Consider the following 15,867-nt stretch of genomic DNA (forward strand, 5'->3'; position numbering starts at 1 on the left):
ATGGTGTATAATATTTCACATACTGTAAAAATGGAGAATAATCATGAAGAAATCAAAAGTTATGCTTTTTGGAGCTATGGCTTTGACAGCAGGTCTAGCTCTAGCGGCATGTGGGTCTTCCCAATCAAGTAATGCAGACAAGACTTACTCTTATATCTTTGTTAGCAACCCAGATACCTTGGATTATATTACCTCTACACGAGACTCAACATCTAGTATCACAACCAACTTGATTGATGGGTTGTTGGAAAATGACCAGTATGGCAATCTCATCCCCTCTATGGCTGAGTCATGGACAGTGTCAAAAGATGGCTTGACTTACACTTATAAGATCCGTCAGGGAGCTAAATGGTACACTTCTGAAGGAGAAGAGTATGCGGACGTAACAGCTCATGACTTTGTGACTGGTCTCAAGTATGCGGCTGATAAAAAGGCTGAAAACTTGTACTTGGTACAAGACTCTATCAAGGGTCTAGCAGACTATGTTGAAGGGAAATCATCTGATTTTGGAACTGTTGGTGTTAAGGCAGTGGATGATTACACTCTACAATACACTCTCAACCAACCTGAGACTTATTGGAACTCTAAAACAACAGCAAGTATCCTTAATCCTGTAAATGAAGCCTTCTTGAAGTCTAAGGGAGATGACTTTGGAAGCGTAACACCATCAAGTATCTTGTCAAATGGTCCTTACTTGTTTAAATCTTTCTCATCAAAATCTTTGATTGAGTTTGATAAAAACCCTAATTACTGGGATAAGGACAATGTCAAAATTGAGAAAGTGAAACTCTCTTTCTTTGACGGTTCTGACCAAGACAGCATTGCTAGAGGTTTCTTGGATGGTAACTATACTGATGGCCGTATCTTCCCAACAAGTTCAGTCTTTGCTGAACTTAAGAAGGGGAATGAGGACAAGATTACCTACACACCACAAAACTCAGTTACTTTCTATTATCTTTTCAACGTGAATCGTCAAAGCTACAAGCAAACTATGAAACAGTCTGATAAGGAAAAGACAGATTCACGCGCAGCTATGCAAAATAAAGATTTCCGTCAGGCTATCAACTTTGCCTTTGACCGTCATGCTTATGCAGCACAGACAAATGGTGAAGATGGAGCAGACCGTATCTTGCGTAACACAGTTACACCAAGTAACTTTGTCCAAGTTGGCGATAAGAACTTTGGTGATATTGTCAATGAAAAAATTGTCAACTACGGTAAAGATTGGGCAAATATTAACCTAAACGATGGTAAGCAAGCCTTCTTGAACCCTGACAAGGCCAAAGAGAAGTTTGCTAAGGCCAAAGAAAGTCTGCAAGCTCAAGGAGTAACCTTCCCAATTCATTTGGATATGCCAGTTGACCAGACTGCTAAGTTGGATGTGCAACAGGCTGGATCTTTCAAACAAACAGTGGAAGAAACTCTTGGTAAGGAGAATGTAGTTATCGACGTTATCCAACTTTCTCCAGATGAAAAAGACCAAGCAACCTACTTTGCAGATACAGCAGAACAAAAAGACTACGATATCGACATCTCAGGATGGGGTGGAGACTACTCAGACCCTAAGACTTACCTAGCTATTCTTGATCCAGAGACAGGCTCTCAGTTGAAAAACATGGGCTTGTCTGAAGGAAAAGACAAGGAAGTCAAGGACAAGATTGGTCTTGCTGACTACAAGAAACTCTTGGATCAGGCTGATGCGGAAATCACAGATACTCAAGCTCGCTATGAAAAATATGCTGAAGCCCAAGCTTGGTTGACAGATAGTGCCCTCTTCCTACCAGTTCAAAGTGGTGGAGCTAACCCAATCTTCCGTAAGACTGTACCGTTTACAGGACCATTCTCATTCGTTGGTCATAAGGGAAATGCGGACAACTACAAATATGTTGAATTGCAAAAAGAGCCAGTCACTGCTAAACAGTACCAAGAACTCTATGAAAAATGGCTGAAAGAAAAAGCTGAGTCAAATAAAAAAGCTCAGGAAGATTTAGCTAACCACATTCAATGATATTCCTAGTCATGCTTTTCAGTTAATACTCTTCGAAAATCTCTTCAAACCACGTCAGCGTTGCCTTACCGTATATATGGTTACTGACTTCGTCAGTTCTATCTGCAACCTCAAAACAGTGTTTTGAGCTGACTTCGTCAGTTTCATCTACGACCTCAAAGCAGTGCTTTGAGCAGCCTGCGGCTAGCTTCCTAGTTTGCTCTTTGATTTTCATTGAGTATAAGCATAGTGACTGGATTCAGAAAAAGGCCTTGCCAGAGCTTCTTGCTTCTGGTAGGGCCTTTTCTTTATTCTTTTAAGTGATAAGAGTAGCTAGCGACAACGACGTCTTGGTGCCAACGAAGGGCGTATTTGAGTTTAAGACTCATCTGATTGTGCAGGATATTTTGCCAAGGTTTATTAGGGATAAACTGGGGGACGAGGACAGTGACTGTATAGTTCTTTTTCTGAGCTTCCTCGGAAATCCGTTTGACATACTTGACAGTAGGGGTGATGATGTCACGATAGCTAGTCTGGATATTTTTCAGAGTAATGGTTGGGAAGTAATCGGCAAATTCTTGGAGAATTTCTTGGTCTTTTTCTGCTGTTTCCTTGGTAGAAATATGCATGGCTAGGACTTCGTCACCGATACTTTGAGCGTAGTTAATGGCTCCGACGCTGACTCGGGTGACATTTCCTACTAGGACCAGAACAAGGTTGCCGTCGTAAGTACGTTTTTCGATTCCTTCATAGAGTCGCAGTTGTTGGGCTACTTTTTGGTAATGACTGTGAATTGCCAAGAAGAGTAGGGTGAGTACGAGAATAATCGGGAAGAAAGGCCAGATATCACTGAGACGGAAAAAGAGCAGGATTAGTACAATCGCGTAGCAAATGATTGCTCCAATGATATTAGCAAGAGCAGGTTTTAAGAAATTTGCTCCTTTTTCCTTTTTCCAATGACGAATCATCCCAGTCTGAGATAGGGCGAAGGGAACGAAGACCCCGATAGTATAAAGAGGAATCAAGCGTTCGGTATTGCCATTAAAAATGAGAAGAAGAATTATAGCCCCAAAAGCCAGAGTTAAAATGCCATTGGAGTAACCTAGGCGGTCTCCTTTTTCCATAAAGAGATGGGGCATGTATTTGTTTTTAGCCATATTGTAAGCCAGCATAGGGAAGGCCGAAAAGCCAGTATTTGCAGCTACGGCCAAAATTAAGGCTGTGGAGAATTGGAAGATATAATATCCAAGGTGGCCTAAGAAGGAATGACCAAGGATGCCTTGAGCCATCTGTGAAAGAATAGTTTCTCCGTGTTGAGGCATAATCCCCATCCAGTAGTTTAGGAAGGTGATACCAGCAAAAAGAAAACCTAAAATCAGTGACATAATGGTCAAGGTTTGAGCGGCATTCTTTTCTTTTGGAGCCTTGAAAAAGGGAACGGCATTTGAAATAGCTTCAACCCCTGTCAAAGAGGCAGATCCGCTGGTAAAAGCTCTTAGAATGAGAACGATAGACAGGCTCGGTACAGCATGCCCAATAGGTGAAGTTGCCTGATAGCTGAGAGAACCTGTAACTAGTTGAAAGATTCCATAGAGCAAGAGAAAGACAGTACTGATGATAAAGAGATAGACAGGAATCATCAGTGAACTGGCAGATTCTTTTAAGCCCCGTAAGTTCAAGAGCATGAGCAAGCAAACCAGAAAAATGGAGATGTGGAGGTTGTAAGGGTGAAGAGCAGGGAGAGCTGCTGTGATAGCGTCAGCTCCAGATGCAACGGATACCGCTACGGTCAACATATAGTCAACCAGAAGACTACCTCCAGCGATCAAGCCAAGTTGGGGAGATAGATTTTCTCGAGTAACCATATATGCCCCTCCTCCTTGAGGGTAGGCATGGATGATTTGACGGTAGGAGACGGTCAGGCTAGCTAGGAGCAGGAGGACAAAGAGGCCGATAGGAAGGCTCCACCATATAGCTAGAGGAGAGAGACTAACCAAGACGAGGACTACTTGCTCAGGCCCATAGGCGATGGAGGACAGAGCGTCACTTGACAACATGGCTAGTGCCTGCATTTTTCCTAACAATCCCCCTTCGCCGTCTGTGAGAGACTTGAGTGGTCGACCGATAAAGGTATATTTTAATTTTCTAAACATTGTATTTTCCTTTTCTGAAAATTTCAATAAGTGCTATTATACTGCTTTGGGAAAATAGCGTCAAGAGACGACGATGGATTTTAGAATATTTTGTACAGATGAGGAGAGAGGTCAGTTTTTTTGCTATAATAGTAGATAGAAAACGAGGTTAGAAGAGATGATTTTTGATACACATACACACTTGAATGTAGAAGAATTTGCAGGTCGTGAGGCAGAAGAAATTACCTTGGCTGCTGAGATGGGTGTGACACAGATGAATATTGTTGGTTTTGATAAACCGACGATTGAGCGTGCTTTGGAGTTGGTGGATGAGTACGACCAACTCTACGCGACTATTGGTTGGCATCCTACAGAAGCAGGGACTTACACAGAGGAGATTGAAGCCTACTTGCTTGACAAGCTCAAGCACCCAAAGGTAGTTGCCTTGGGTGAGATTGGTTTGGACTACCATTGGATGACAGCGCCAAAAGAGGTGCAGGAGCAGGTTTTTCGCCGTCAAATTCAGCTATCTAAGGACTTGGATTTGCCTTTTGTTGTCCATACCCGTGATGCGCTGGAAGACACCTATGAGATTATCAAGAGCGAGGGCGTTGGTCCTCGTGGTGGGATTATGCACTCATTTTCAGGGACGCTTGAGTGGGCAGAGAAGTTTGTCGCGCTTGGCATGACTATTTCCTTCTCAGGAGTGGTGACTTTTAAGAAAGCAACTGACATCCAAGAAGCAGCTAAAGAGTTACCTTTGGACAAGATTTTGGTGGAAACGGATGCTCCCTACTTGGCTCCTGTTCCTAAACGTGGTCGTGAAAATAAAACAGCCTACACTCGCTATGTAGTGGACTTTATCGCTGACTTGCGTGGCATGACGGCAGAAGAGCTAGCGGCGGTAACAACTGCAAATGCGGAGCGAATTTTTGGATTGGATAGCAAATAATGAAAGAAAAAATTTCTCAAGTTATCGTGGTCGAAGGGCGCGATGATACGGCCAATCTCAAACGTTACTTCGATGTAGAGACCTATGAGACCCGAGGTTCTGCCATCAATGATCAGGATATAGAGCGGATTCAGCGCTTGCACCAACGTCATGGAGTCATTGTCTTTACAGACCCAGATTTTAATGGGGAGCGGATTCGGCGCATGATCATGACGGCCATTCCAACGGTTCAGCATGCCTTCCTCAAACGAGATGAAGCTGTTCCCAAGTCCAAAACCAAGGGGCGTTCTCTGGGAATTGAGCATGCCAGCTATGAAGATTTGAAAACGGCTCTAGCTCAGGTGACAGAACAATTTGAACATGAGAGTCAGTTTGACATCAGTCGTAGCGACTTGATTCGCCTTGGTTTTCTAGCAGGGTCAGACAGCCGTAAGCGCAGAGAATATCTAGGAGAGGCTCTCCGAATCGGCTATTCCAACGGCAAGCAACTCCTCAAACGCCTAGAGTTGTTTGGGGTCACCTTGGCGGAAGTGGAAGAAGCTATGAAATCTTATGAGTAGGAAAGATGTAGCCGTTACAATTTTTTAAGTTTCACAGTATTTTTCGAAGCAGGTAGAAGAGGAGGCGTCTGATGTTAATTGGTCAAAAAATTAAAGAGATTCGGATAGAAAAAGGAATTAGTCGTCCAGATTTTTGTGGAGATGAGCAAGAACTGACAGTTCGTCAACTGTCGCGAATTGAAAGTGGAGCTTCGCAACCAAGTTTGCCCAAGTTAGACTATATTGCTCGCCGGCTAGGAGTTCCAGCTTATAGCCTTATGCCGGATTTTTCAGCTCTTCCTCCTGCTTATTTAGAATTGAAATACCAAATTTTACGTGAACCAATCTATGGTAAAGAAGAGGAGTATGATAAGAAGGAAGCGTGTTTGGAAGAGATAGAGGATTTATTTTATGAGCAACTTCCTAATGAGGAAAAAATATGGTTTGAAGCTACTAGAGCAACGATAGATGTTATTCGAAGCGGACGACCAGAATATGGGGAAACCGTACTGGACGATTATTTTAAAACAATTTATGATAAGGAATTGTTTTTGATAAATGAATTAGAAGTTATCAACTTATATTTTGCTATAGTGCTTACAAAGATAAAACAAGGTCAAAATCAGATTGAAGAAATTAACAGAATTCATTCGTTTTTAGTTCGTTTGACAAATCATGTAGAATTAATTGCACCAGAATATCTGTTTGCTTTAAGTAACACTTTGTTTTCGGGTCTAGCCTGTTTGGATAATTTGTCGTCTTATGATTCACTCGGAGCTTATATCTTTAGCCTTAATCATATAATGGAAAAAACACAAGATTTTCAGAAGAAACCAATTATATTAATGTTGGAGTGGAAATTATCTCTAATAATAAACAATGATTATGTTTCTGCCGAACAGTTCTATCAGAAATCGAAGCTATTTGCTGATATAATAGAAAATTCTTATTTAGTTACTATGTTGGAGAAACAATGGCAAGAAGATTTAAAAAAATATTTATAAACATAGTGAATCAGTGACAAAAATGTCCTTGTTCTAGTATTGAAATAGTTCTAAAGTTCGTCTTTAGGACTGTTTTTTATATATAAGCTAAAAATGACACGAAATGGTTCTATTTTAAGGATATTGATGTCCTTTGAGTTTATTTAAGAATAATTTATAATTAATAAAAATGTGAAAGGAGATTACAGTATGAACTTTTTTAGTTTATTTTATTTAGTTACTTGGTGGTTTAAATAAAATTTAGTTATGTCTACTTAGTCTCAAAAAATTTATTCATAACATATAATAAATACAACTTGATAGACTAAATTAGAAAAATAAGGAGAGGATACCATGAGGTGTTGCTTTGAAAAGGTCTATGATCCATGACTTAGTTTTACTTGAATAGAAAATGGACAATATATAATAAATATTTATGATAAAATAAAAAATAGAGGAGTATCAATATGAAACAAACAGTTAAAAAATTAGCCCTTGTAGCGAGCATTGCAGCAACATTAGGTGGAAGTGTAGCAGTAGTATCGGCCGCGGTTAAGTATCCAGATGGTGGTGTCTGGACGTATGGTTCAGGTGACGGAGGTGCTTACTCAAACTACTATCACTCTTCAGAATATCATAGCTCAACAGTTGTTAGTAGAAAAACTGGTTCATCTGATAAGGGATATGCTGGTGCTGGAGGGACTTCTCGTGCATGGATTCGTACTTCTTGGGGAGAGAAAGTTGCATTCTACTATAATGTTTAGAATGGTATAGCCCTATTGTTTAGCTTTACTTGGTCACCTTCTCACTAAGTGACCAAGTAACTTTTTGGAGGAAATGATGAAACGTTTATTTATTTTGATTTCAATGGTATTGGTATCGCTTTATATGGTGATAACTTCCGTTGACCATCGAGAAGAGATTTTATTTGGTAACTATCCTTCTGTTGATGTGACAGGAATGGTGATAAATCAACCAGTAGCTAGTCGCGAAGAGGTGACAGAGGCTTTGAGTCACTTGGCGGTAGAGCATAATAGTCTCATCGCCCGTCGGATTGTTGAGCTAAATGAAGCTGGAGAAACACGCTTTATCTATGCCACTTATGGTGAGGGAGAGCTTCCAGAAGGTCTGACCATTTCCTCCAAGGAGAGTTCAGAAACGAGTGATTTATTAGGGTCTTACTTGATTGTGTCAGGAAGTTTGGATGGAGTGAGTTTACAGACCACCTTGAAAGAACTTGGTTATCAAGGCTTTGTTTCGAATGGAGAAGATCCATTTTCGATAGTCTTATTATTGGCGGCCACCCCTATGGGGCTACTGAGTCTAGCTATTTTTCTGCTGACCTTTATGAGTCTGACCCTGATTTATCGGATCAAGTCCCTTCGTCAAGCAGGGATTCGCTTAATAGCTGGTGAGAGCTTGTTTGGGGTGGCTCTCAGACCAGTGTTAGAAGATGTGAGACAGCTTATCTGCTCAGTGCTGGTATCCAGTCTTTTGGGATTGGGGATTCTCTGGTATCAAGGTGCCTTGTTTATGGCAACGGTACAACTGGTCATCATTGGTCTTTTGCTTTATGGATTGGCCTTGGTAGGGATTTCTACCTTATTAAGTATCGTGTATCTACTTGGTTTACAAGAAAATAGTCTGGTGGATCTATTGAAAGGGAAACTCCCTCTCAAACGTATGATGACATTGATGATGGTGGGGCAACTCTTGGCCGTGCTGGTGGTCGGCTCGAGTGCGACTGCTCTCCTACCCCACTACCGTGAAATGCAGGAAATGGAGAGAGCTAGCGATAAATGGAGCCAGTCCTCAGACCGTTACCGTCTATCCTTTGGTTGGTCTAGTGCATTTGCCGATGAAGAAGGAATGCGTAAGGATAATCGTGAGTGGCAGACATTTACTGAAGAACGGTTAGCCAATACAGACTCTTTTTATATTATGAGCAATGTTGACAATTTCTCAGATGGAGCAGAAGTGGACCTAGATGGCAATCGTCTCAATGACTACACACCGTCAGGGAATGTCATCTATGTCTCACCGCGCTATCTGATAGAAGAAAAGATTACCGTTTCTTCAGAGTTTATGGATAAGATGCAAAACTTGTCTGAGGGAGAGTTTGGGCTGATCTTGCCTGAGAGCTTGCGAGAGCAGTCTGCCTACTATCAAGGATTATTTACAGATTACCTGCAAAACTTTTCATCTGAAAGTGTAGAAGTGACGAGTCAGAAACACTACCTCCCACAGGTAACGCTAGCTTTTACAGAAACAGGACAGGAACGCTTCCTCTATAACGATGGGTACAAGACGACACGCCAGTACCTAAAAGATCCGATTATTGTAGTTTTAACGCCGCAAGCGACTGGAACAAGACCTGTTGCAGGGATGTTATGGGGAACTACGGCTAATAGTGCCTTGAAATTAGATCAATATCAAGACAGCATCACAGCTCTAAAAGAGCAAGGTCTGTATCACAAGGTCTCTTATTTGGTAAAAAGCCAGCTATTTTTTGCCAAGGTACTAAATGACAAACGGATGGAGTTCTACTCTCTCCTTATTGGGACTATTTTGACTCTATCTACGGCTATCTTGTTATTTGATTCCATGAATCTTCTCTATTTTGAGCAGTTTAGACGGGAGATCATGATTAAACGTCTTTCTGGTATGACAATCTATGAGCTTCATGGCAAGTACTTACTGGCGCAAGGAGGAGTTCTCTTACTTGGGCTAATCCTATCTAGTGTTTTGACAGGAGATAGCTTGATTAGCGCTCTAGTTGTAGCTTTGTTTACGCTTAACGCTCTGTTGATTTTAGTTAGACAGGATAAAAAAGAAGAAGCTGGTAGCATGGCAGTATTGAAAGGAAAATAAGATGATTGATATTCAAGGATTGGAAAAGAAGTTTAATGACCGCGCGATTTTCTCTGGTTTAAACCTCAAGCTGGAGAAGGGCAAGGTTTATGCCTTAATCGGTAAGAGTGGAAGCGGAAAGACGACTCTGCTGAATATCTTAGGTAAACTAGAAAAGATAGATGGAGGAAGGGTTCTCTATCAGGGGAAAGATTTAAAAACCATTCCCACTCGTGAGTATTTTCGAGACCAGATGGGCTATCTCTTTCAAAATTTTGGCCTCTTAGAAAACCAATCAATCAAAGAGAATTTGGATTTGGGCTTTGTTGGTCAGAAAATCTCAAAAGTAGAACGTTTGGAAAGGCAAGTGGAGGCTTTAGAAAAAGTTAATCTAGGGTATTTGGATCTAGAACAAAAAATTTATACCTTATCTGGGGGAGAGGCTCAACGAGTTGCCCTTGCGAAGACTATTTTGAAAAATCCACCCTTGATTTTGGCAGATGAACCAACAGCAGCTCTTGATCCTGAAAATTCAGAGGAGGTTATGAATCTCTTGGTGGGCTTGAAAGATGAAAATCGAATGATCATCATTGCGACCCATAATCCCCTAGTCTGGAATAAGGCCGATGAAATCATTGATATGAGGGAGCTTGCTCATGTGTGAAAAAATCCGTATTCGCAGGGTATCTGATTATCCTAGTGCCAGAGGTGGTTTAGAAGATATTCTCATCATGGAAAATATGACCAATCATCTCCTTTTGGTTCAAATCCGAGTGAATGGCTATTTGCTTGATTTTGCTAGTATTGAAGGGCAAAGGCAAAAGCATTATCGTTTGAAAAATTTACCTCAAACGGTTGAACTGACAGTGGACGACGTGGAGGAGGATGTAGATTTGACCCTACCTGAAAATCGAAGTTATAAAGAAGCTGATTTTTTCGAACGGATGTTTCGAGAGAACCGCTAAGTCCACCTTTAAAGATTTTCAAGACTATCTTTCTTCATGAGAGAAGATAGTTTTTTGGTATGATTTTCACCCCCAAAATACAAGGGGAATGTGTTACAATAGTAGTAACAGATAATAGAAAAGAGAATAGATGAGAATTGCAGATTATAGCGTGACCAAGGCAGTGCTGGAGCGTCACGGTTTTACCTTTAAAAAGTCCTTCGGGCAAAATTTCTTGACGGATACCAATATTCTTCAAAAAATCGTGGATACGGCTGAGATTGATGACCAGGTCAATGTTATCGAAATTGGGCCAGGGATTGGTGCCTTGACGGAGTTTCTGGCTGAGCGTGCGGCAGAAGTCATGGCCTTTGAGATTGACCACCGTTTAGTACCAATTTTGGCAGATACCCTGCGTGATTTTGATAATGTGACCGTAGTCAACGAGGACATTCTCAAGGTCGATTTGGCCCAACATATCCAGAATTTCAAAAATCCTGACCTGCCAATCAAGGTAGTAGCCAACTTGCCTTACTACATCACGACGCCTATTCTCATGCACTTGATTGAGAGTGGGATTCCTTTTAGTGAGTTTGTGGTTATGATGCAGAAAGAAGTGGCGGACCGCATTTCAGCCCAGCCGAATACCAAGGCTTATGGTAGCTTGTCGATTGCGGTGCAGTATTACATGACAGCCAAAGTTGCCTTTATCGTGCCTCGTACGGTCTTTGTGCCAGCGCCAAACGTGGACTCAGCTATTCTGAAAATGGTGCGCCGTCCAGAGCCGGCTGTAGCAGTGAAAGATGAGAACTTCTTCTTTAAGGTTTCCAAGGCTAGTTTCACCCATCGTCGCAAGACCTTGTGGAACAACTTAACAGGCTACTTTGGCAAGACCGAAGAAATCAAGGATAAGCTGACCAAGGCTTTGGACCAAGCAAGCTTGTCACCAAGTGTGCGTGGGGAGGCTCTTAGCTTGGAAGAATTTGCTAGTCTAGCAGATGCGCTTAAAGGACAAGGACTCTAAGATGCAGGGACAAATCATTAAAGCCTTGGCTGGGTTCTACTATGTAGAGAGTGAGGGCAAGGTTTATCAAACACGGGCGCGTGGGAATTTCCGTAAAAAAGGCCATACCCCTTACGTTGGGGACTGGGTAGATTTCTCTGCCGAGGAAAATTCAGAAGGTTATATTCTCAAGATTCATGAACGGAAAAACAGTCTGGTCCGTCCGCCCATTGTCAATATTGACCAAGCTGTGGTGATCATGTCTGTCAAGGAACCTGATTTTAACAGCAATTTGCTGGATCGCTTCTTGGTTCTTTTGGAACACAAGGGTATTCATCCCATCGTCTATATTTCCAAAATGGATTTGTTGGAAGATAGAGGAGAACTGGATTTTTATGAACAGACTTATGGTGATATCGGCTACGACTTTGTGACCAGTAAAGAGGGACTCCTTCCTTTGTTAACAGGCAAGGTTACAGTCTTTATGGGGCAGACAGGTGTTGGGAAGTCAACTCTTCTCAATAAAATCGCACCAGACCTCAATCTTGAAACAGGAGAAATTTCAGACAGTCTGGGTCGCGGGCGCCACACTACTCGAGCAGTTAGTTTTTATAATCTCAATGGAGGTAAAATCGCAGACACACCAGGTTTTTCATCATTGGATTATGAAGTATCAACGGCGGAAGACCTCAATCAGGCCTTTCCAGAGATTGCTAGTGTCAGCCGAAACTGCAAATTCCGCACTTGTACCCATACCCATGAGCCGTCTTGCGCAGTCAAGCCGGCAGTAGAAGAGGGTGCCATTGCCACCTTCCGTTTTGACAACTACCTGCAATTCCTCAGTGAGATTGAAAATCGCAGAGAAACCTATAAAAAAGTCAGCAAAAAAATTCCAAAATAAGGAGAAACCTATGTCTCAATACAAGATTGCTCCGTCAATTCTGGCAGCAGATTATGCCAACTTTGAACGTGAAATCAAACGTCTAGAAGCAACTGGTGCAGAATATGCCCATATCGATATCATGGATGGGCACTTTGTGCCACAAATCAGTTTTGGTGCAGGTGTGGTCGAAGCTCTTCGCCCTCATAGCAAGATGGTCTTTGACTGCCACTTGATGGTAGCTAATCCAGAGCATCATTTAGAAGACTTTGCGCGTGCAGGTGCCGATATCATCAGCATACATGCGGAAGCAACGCCTCATATTCATGGCGCCCTCCAAAAAATTCGTTCACTCGGAGTTAAGCCTTCAGTCGTTATCAATCCTGGCACACCAGTTGAAGCCATCAAGCACGTCCTTCATCTAGTTGACCAAGTCTTAGTCATGACGGTTAACCCTGGATTTGGTGGTCAAGCTTTTCTGCCAGAAACCATGGATAAGGTTCGTGAGTTGGTTGCTCTTCGTGATGAAAAAGGCTTGAACTTTGAAATCGAAGTGGATGGCGGGATTGATGACCAAACTATTGCTCTAGCCAAAGAAGCTGGTGCGACAGTTTTTGTAGCAGGTTCCTATGTCTTTAAGGGAGATGTCAATGAGCGAGTACAAACTCTCAGAAAACAACTGGACTAGGGTTGCCGTTTTTGCAGGAGGAGACCGCGGTCATTATCGGACGGACTTTGATAGTTTTGTCGGTGTGGATCGAGGCTCGCTCTGGGTCTTGGAGGAAAACCTACTTCTTGCTCTAGCGGTTGGAGATTTTGATTCTGTGACGGAAGAAGAGCGACAGGTGATTCAAAAACGTGCCCAGCATTTTGTCCAAGCCCGACCAGAAAAAGATGATACCGATTTGGAATTGGCTCTCTTAACCATCTTTGAGCAAAATCCTCAGGCTCAGGTCACTATTTTCGGTGCTTTGGGTGGTCGTATTGACCATATGCTGGCTAACGTCTTTCTTCCTAGCAACCCCAAGTTGGCGCCTTATATGCGCCAGATAGAAATTGAGGATGGGCAAAACTTGATTGCCTATTGTCCAGAAGGGACCAGTCAGCTAGAACCCCGCTCAGACTATGACTATCTAGCCTTTATACCAGTTCGGGATAGTCATCTGACCATTCTCGGTGCCAAGTATGAGTTGACAGAGGAAAATTTTTTCTTTAAAAAAGTGTACGCTTCTAACGAATATATAGATAGGGAAGTTTCGGTGACTTGCCCAGATGGCTATGTGGTCGTGCTGCATAGCAAGGACAGGAGGTAGGATGGAAAGTTTACTTGTTCTATTATTGATTGCCAACCTAGCTGGACTCTTTCTGATTTGGCAAAGGCAGGATAAGCAGGAAAAACATCTCAGCAAGAGCTTGGAGGATCAGGCAGATCACTTGTCAGACCAGTTAGATTATCGCTTTGAACAAGCCAGACAAGCCAGTCAGTTAGATCAAAAAGACTTGGAAGTAGCTGTCAGCGACCGTTTGCAAGAAGTGAGAATAGAATTGCACCAAGGTCTGACTCAGGTTCGTCAAGAAATGACAGATAATCTCTTGCAAACTAGAGACAAGACTGACCAACGCCTTCAAGCCTTTCAGGAATCAAATGAGCAACGTTTGGAACAAATGCGTCAGACGGTCGAGGAAAAGTTAGAAAAGACCTTACAGACACGCTTGCAGGCTTCCTTTGAGACAGTTTCTAAGCAACTGGAGTCGGTCAATCGTGGCCTTGGAGAAATGCAGACAGTTGCCCGTGATGTCGGGGCTCTCAACAAGGTTCTCTCTGGAACTAAGACGCGAGGAATTCTGGGTGAATTGCAACTGGGGCAAATCATCGAAGACATTATGACCCCTGCCCAGTATGAACGAGAATACGCAACGGTTGAAAACTCCAGTGAACGAGTGGAGTACGCTATCAAGTTGCCTGGACAGGGTGACCAGGAATATGTCTATTTGCCGATTGACTCCAAGTTTCCATTGGCGGATTATTACCGCCTAGAAGAAGCCTATGAAGCAGGTGACAAGGACGAAATCGAACGCTGTCGTAAGTCACTCTTAACAAGCGTCAAACGATTTGCCAAGGATATTAAGAGCAAGTACATAGCACCACCTCGGACGACCAATTTTGGAGTTTTGTTTGTTCCAACAGAAGGTCTCTACTCAGAAATCGTCCGCAATCCTGTCTTCTTTGATGATTTGAGACGGGAGGAGCAGATTATTGTCGCAGGTCCAAGTACCCTATCAGCCCTCCTCAATTCCCTATCAGTTGGCTTCAAAACCCTCAATATCCAAAAGAGTGCTGACCATATCAGTAAGACCCTTGCTAGCGTCAAGACCGAGTTTGGTAAGTTTGGTGGCATTCTGGTCAAGGCACAAAAACACCTCCAACATGCCTCTGGCAATATTGATGAATTATTAAACCGTCGTACCACAGCTATCGAGCGGACGCTCCGTCACATTGAGTTATCAGAAGGTGAGCCTGCGCTTGATTTACTCCATTTCCAAGAAGATGAGGAAGAATATGAAGATTAGTCACATGAAAAAAGATGAGCTGTTTGAAGGCTTTTACCTAATCAAGTCAGCTGACCTGAGACAAACTCGCGCTGGGAAAAACTACCTAGCCTTTACCTTCCAAGATGATAGTGGCGAGATTGAAGGGAAGCTCTGGGATGCCCAACCTCATAATGTTGAGGCCTTTACCGCAGGTAAGGTTGTTCACATGAAAGGGCGCCGAGAAGTTTATAACAACACTCCACAGGTCAATCAAATTACCTTGCGCTTGCCTCAATCTGGTGAACCCAATGATCCAGCTGATTTCAAGGTTAAGTCGCCAGTTGATGTCAAGGAAATCCGTGACTACATGGCGCAAATGATTTTTAAAATTGAAAATCCTGTTTGGCAACGAATTGTCCGAAAGCTCTACACCAAGTATGATAAGGAATTTTACTCCTATCCAGCTGCCAAGACCAACCACCATGCCTTTGAAACGGGATTGGCCTATCATACGGCGACCATGGTGCGTTTGGCGGATGCTATTAGCGAAGTCTATCCTCAGCTCAATAAGAGCCTGCTCTATGCAGGAATTATGCTACATGACTTGGCTAAAGTTATCGAGTTGACGGGACCAGACCAGACGGAGTATACAGTGCGAGGCAATCTCCTTGGACATATCGCTCTGATTGATAGTGAAATTACCAAGACAGTGATGGAACTCGGCATCGATGATACCAAGGAAGAAGTCGTTCTGCTTCGTCACGTCATCCTCAGTCACCACGGCCTACTTGAATATGGAAGCCCAGTACGTCCACGCATTATGGAAGCAGAGATTATCCATATGATTGACAATCTGGATGCAAGCATGATGATGATGTCAACAGCTCTTGCTTTGGTGGATAAGGGAGAGATGACCAATAAAATCTTCGCTATGGACAATCGTTTCTTCTATAAACCAGATTTAGATTAATAATTTAAGAAAAATGAGCATTTTTTAGAACAAGAATGTTCGTTTTTTTATGTGAATATGGTATAATGGATAAAATATCAAAATTAAATGAAATG

General features: G+C 42.4%; 15 protein-coding genes. 14 read left to right on the forward strand and 1 reads right to left on the reverse strand.

Annotation, left to right across the window (positions count from 1 at the left end; all coding sequences use genetic code 11):
* Positions 1-43 precede the first annotated feature (43 nt).
* The gene (locus M1G05_RS07720; protein WP_247953476.1) at positions 44-2,008 is read left to right on the forward strand and encodes a peptide ABC transporter substrate-binding protein; all 1,965 of its coding nucleotides are present in this window, start codon (positions 44-46) and stop codon (positions 2,006-2,008) included.
* Between the two features lie 287 nt (positions 2,009-2,295).
* Here M1G05_RS07720 and M1G05_RS07725 read toward each other — a convergent pair whose 3' ends face one another.
* On the reverse strand, positions 2,296-4,140 hold the full coding sequence (locus M1G05_RS07725; protein WP_247953477.1) for an APC family permease: 1,845 nt from the start codon (positions 4,138-4,140) through the stop codon (positions 2,296-2,298).
* Positions 4,141-4,297: 157 nt separating this feature from the next.
* On the opposite strand from M1G05_RS07725, the gene M1G05_RS07730 reads away from it, so the two are divergent.
* From M1G05_RS07730 to M1G05_RS07790, 13 genes are all read left to right on the forward strand, one after another.
* Positions 4,298-5,071 carry a TatD family hydrolase gene (locus M1G05_RS07730; protein WP_247953478.1) on the forward strand — a complete coding sequence of 258 codons (774 nt, stop codon included), beginning with the start codon at positions 4,298-4,300 and terminating at the stop codon, positions 5,069-5,071.
* Positions 5,071-5,631 (forward strand): ribonuclease M5, encoded by a 561-nt coding sequence (gene rnmV, locus M1G05_RS07735; protein ID WP_049543702.1) that lies wholly within the window; start codon positions 5,071-5,073, stop codon positions 5,629-5,631. Before M1G05_RS07730 ends, rnmV begins: the two co-directional genes overlap by 1 nt.
* Before the next feature lie 71 nt (positions 5,632-5,702).
* A complete protein-coding gene (locus tag M1G05_RS07740) occupies positions 5,703-6,614 on the forward strand; it encodes a helix-turn-helix domain-containing protein (RefSeq protein WP_000904842.1) in 912 nt (303 codons plus the stop codon).
* 446 nt (positions 6,615-7,060) lie between these two features.
* The gene (locus tag M1G05_RS07745; RefSeq protein WP_000815396.1) at positions 7,061-7,357 is read left to right on the forward strand and encodes a lactococcin 972 family bacteriocin; all 297 of its coding nucleotides are present in this window, start codon (positions 7,061-7,063) and stop codon (positions 7,355-7,357) included.
* A 76-nt stretch (positions 7,358-7,433) separates the two neighbouring features.
* Entirely contained in the window at positions 7,434-9,464 is a 2,031-nt protein-coding gene (locus tag M1G05_RS07750) for a bacteriocin-associated integral membrane family protein (RefSeq protein ID WP_247953479.1), read from the forward strand.
* A gap of 1 nt (position 9,465) precedes the next feature.
* Positions 9,466-10,107: an ABC transporter ATP-binding protein gene (locus M1G05_RS07755; protein WP_000565529.1), complete on the forward strand. Its 642-nt coding sequence runs from the start codon at positions 9,466-9,468 to the stop codon at positions 10,105-10,107.
* Positions 10,100-10,408: a hypothetical protein gene (locus M1G05_RS07760; RefSeq protein ID WP_000333261.1), complete on the forward strand. Its 309-nt coding sequence runs from the start codon at positions 10,100-10,102 to the stop codon at positions 10,406-10,408. Before M1G05_RS07755 ends, M1G05_RS07760 begins: the two co-directional genes overlap by 8 nt.
* A gap of 130 nt (positions 10,409-10,538) precedes the next feature.
* Positions 10,539-11,411, forward strand: coding sequence for a 16S rRNA (adenine(1518)-N(6)/adenine(1519)-N(6))-dimethyltransferase RsmA (gene rsmA, locus M1G05_RS07765; protein WP_247953480.1), 873 nt, complete (start codon positions 10,539-10,541; stop codon positions 11,409-11,411).
* A gap of 1 nt (position 11,412) precedes the next feature.
* The gene (rsgA, locus tag M1G05_RS07770; protein ID WP_247953527.1) at positions 11,413-12,291 is read left to right on the forward strand and encodes a ribosome small subunit-dependent GTPase A; all 879 of its coding nucleotides are present in this window, start codon (positions 11,413-11,415) and stop codon (positions 12,289-12,291) included.
* A gap of 10 nt (positions 12,292-12,301) precedes the next feature.
* Positions 12,302-12,958 (forward strand): ribulose-phosphate 3-epimerase, encoded by a 657-nt coding sequence (gene rpe, locus M1G05_RS07775; RefSeq protein ID WP_247953481.1) that lies wholly within the window; start codon positions 12,302-12,304, stop codon positions 12,956-12,958.
* The gene (locus tag M1G05_RS07780) at positions 12,921-13,583 is read left to right on the forward strand and encodes a thiamine diphosphokinase (protein ID WP_247953482.1); all 663 of its coding nucleotides are present in this window, start codon (positions 12,921-12,923) and stop codon (positions 13,581-13,583) included. The genes rpe and M1G05_RS07780 overlap by 38 nt, the downstream gene beginning before the upstream one ends.
* 1 nt (position 13,584) lies before the next feature.
* On the forward strand, positions 13,585-14,841 hold the full coding sequence (locus tag M1G05_RS07785; RefSeq protein ID WP_247953483.1) for a DNA recombination protein RmuC: 1,257 nt from the start codon (positions 13,585-13,587) through the stop codon (positions 14,839-14,841).
* Positions 14,831-15,772 carry a 3'-5' exoribonuclease YhaM family protein gene (locus M1G05_RS07790; protein WP_247953484.1) on the forward strand — a complete coding sequence of 314 codons (942 nt, stop codon included), beginning with the start codon at positions 14,831-14,833 and terminating at the stop codon, positions 15,770-15,772. Before M1G05_RS07785 ends, M1G05_RS07790 begins: the two co-directional genes overlap by 11 nt.
* Positions 15,773-15,867 lie beyond the last annotated feature (95 nt).

Origin of the sequence: Streptococcus mitis, from assembly GCF_023109515.1 — a bacterium.
Classification (GTDB): Bacteria; Bacillota; Bacilli; order Lactobacillales; family Streptococcaceae; genus Streptococcus; species Streptococcus mitis_CS.

Excerpts from the sequence above, each read along its gene's own strand:
- rsgA (WP_247953527.1), top strand. The coding sequence starts at position 11,413 with ATGCAGGGACAAATCATTAAAGCCTTGGCTGGGTTCTACTATGTAGAG.
- M1G05_RS07785 (WP_247953483.1), top strand. The coding sequence starts at position 13,585 with ATGGAAAGTTTACTTGTTCTATTATTGATTGCCAACCTAGCTGGACTC.
- M1G05_RS07755 (WP_000565529.1), top strand. The coding sequence starts at position 9,466 with ATGATTGATATTCAAGGATTGGAAAAGAAGTTTAATGACCGCGCGATT.
- rpe (WP_247953481.1), top strand. The coding sequence starts at position 12,302 with ATGTCTCAATACAAGATTGCTCCGTCAATTCTGGCAGCAGATTATGCC.
- M1G05_RS07780 (WP_247953482.1), top strand. The coding sequence starts at position 12,921 with ATGAGCGAGTACAAACTCTCAGAAAACAACTGGACTAGGGTTGCCGTT.
- M1G05_RS07740 (WP_000904842.1), top strand. The coding sequence starts at position 5,703 with ATGTTAATTGGTCAAAAAATTAAAGAGATTCGGATAGAAAAAGGAATT.
- M1G05_RS07745 (WP_000815396.1), top strand. The coding sequence starts at position 7,061 with ATGAAACAAACAGTTAAAAAATTAGCCCTTGTAGCGAGCATTGCAGCA.
- rnmV (WP_049543702.1), top strand. The coding sequence starts at position 5,071 with ATGAAAGAAAAAATTTCTCAAGTTATCGTGGTCGAAGGGCGCGATGAT.
- M1G05_RS07720 (WP_247953476.1), top strand. The coding sequence starts at position 44 with ATGAAGAAATCAAAAGTTATGCTTTTTGGAGCTATGGCTTTGACAGCA.
- M1G05_RS07790 (WP_247953484.1), top strand. The coding sequence starts at position 14,831 with ATGAAGATTAGTCACATGAAAAAAGATGAGCTGTTTGAAGGCTTTTAC.
- M1G05_RS07730 (WP_247953478.1), top strand. The coding sequence starts at position 4,298 with ATGATTTTTGATACACATACACACTTGAATGTAGAAGAATTTGCAGGT.
- M1G05_RS07725 (WP_247953477.1), bottom strand. The coding sequence starts at position 4,140 with ATGTTTAGAAAATTAAAATATACCTTTATCGGTCGACCACTCAAGTCT.
- M1G05_RS07760 (WP_000333261.1), top strand. The coding sequence starts at position 10,100 with ATGTGTGAAAAAATCCGTATTCGCAGGGTATCTGATTATCCTAGTGCC.
- rsmA (WP_247953480.1), top strand. The coding sequence starts at position 10,539 with ATGAGAATTGCAGATTATAGCGTGACCAAGGCAGTGCTGGAGCGTCAC.
- M1G05_RS07750 (WP_247953479.1), top strand. The coding sequence starts at position 7,434 with ATGAAACGTTTATTTATTTTGATTTCAATGGTATTGGTATCGCTTTAT.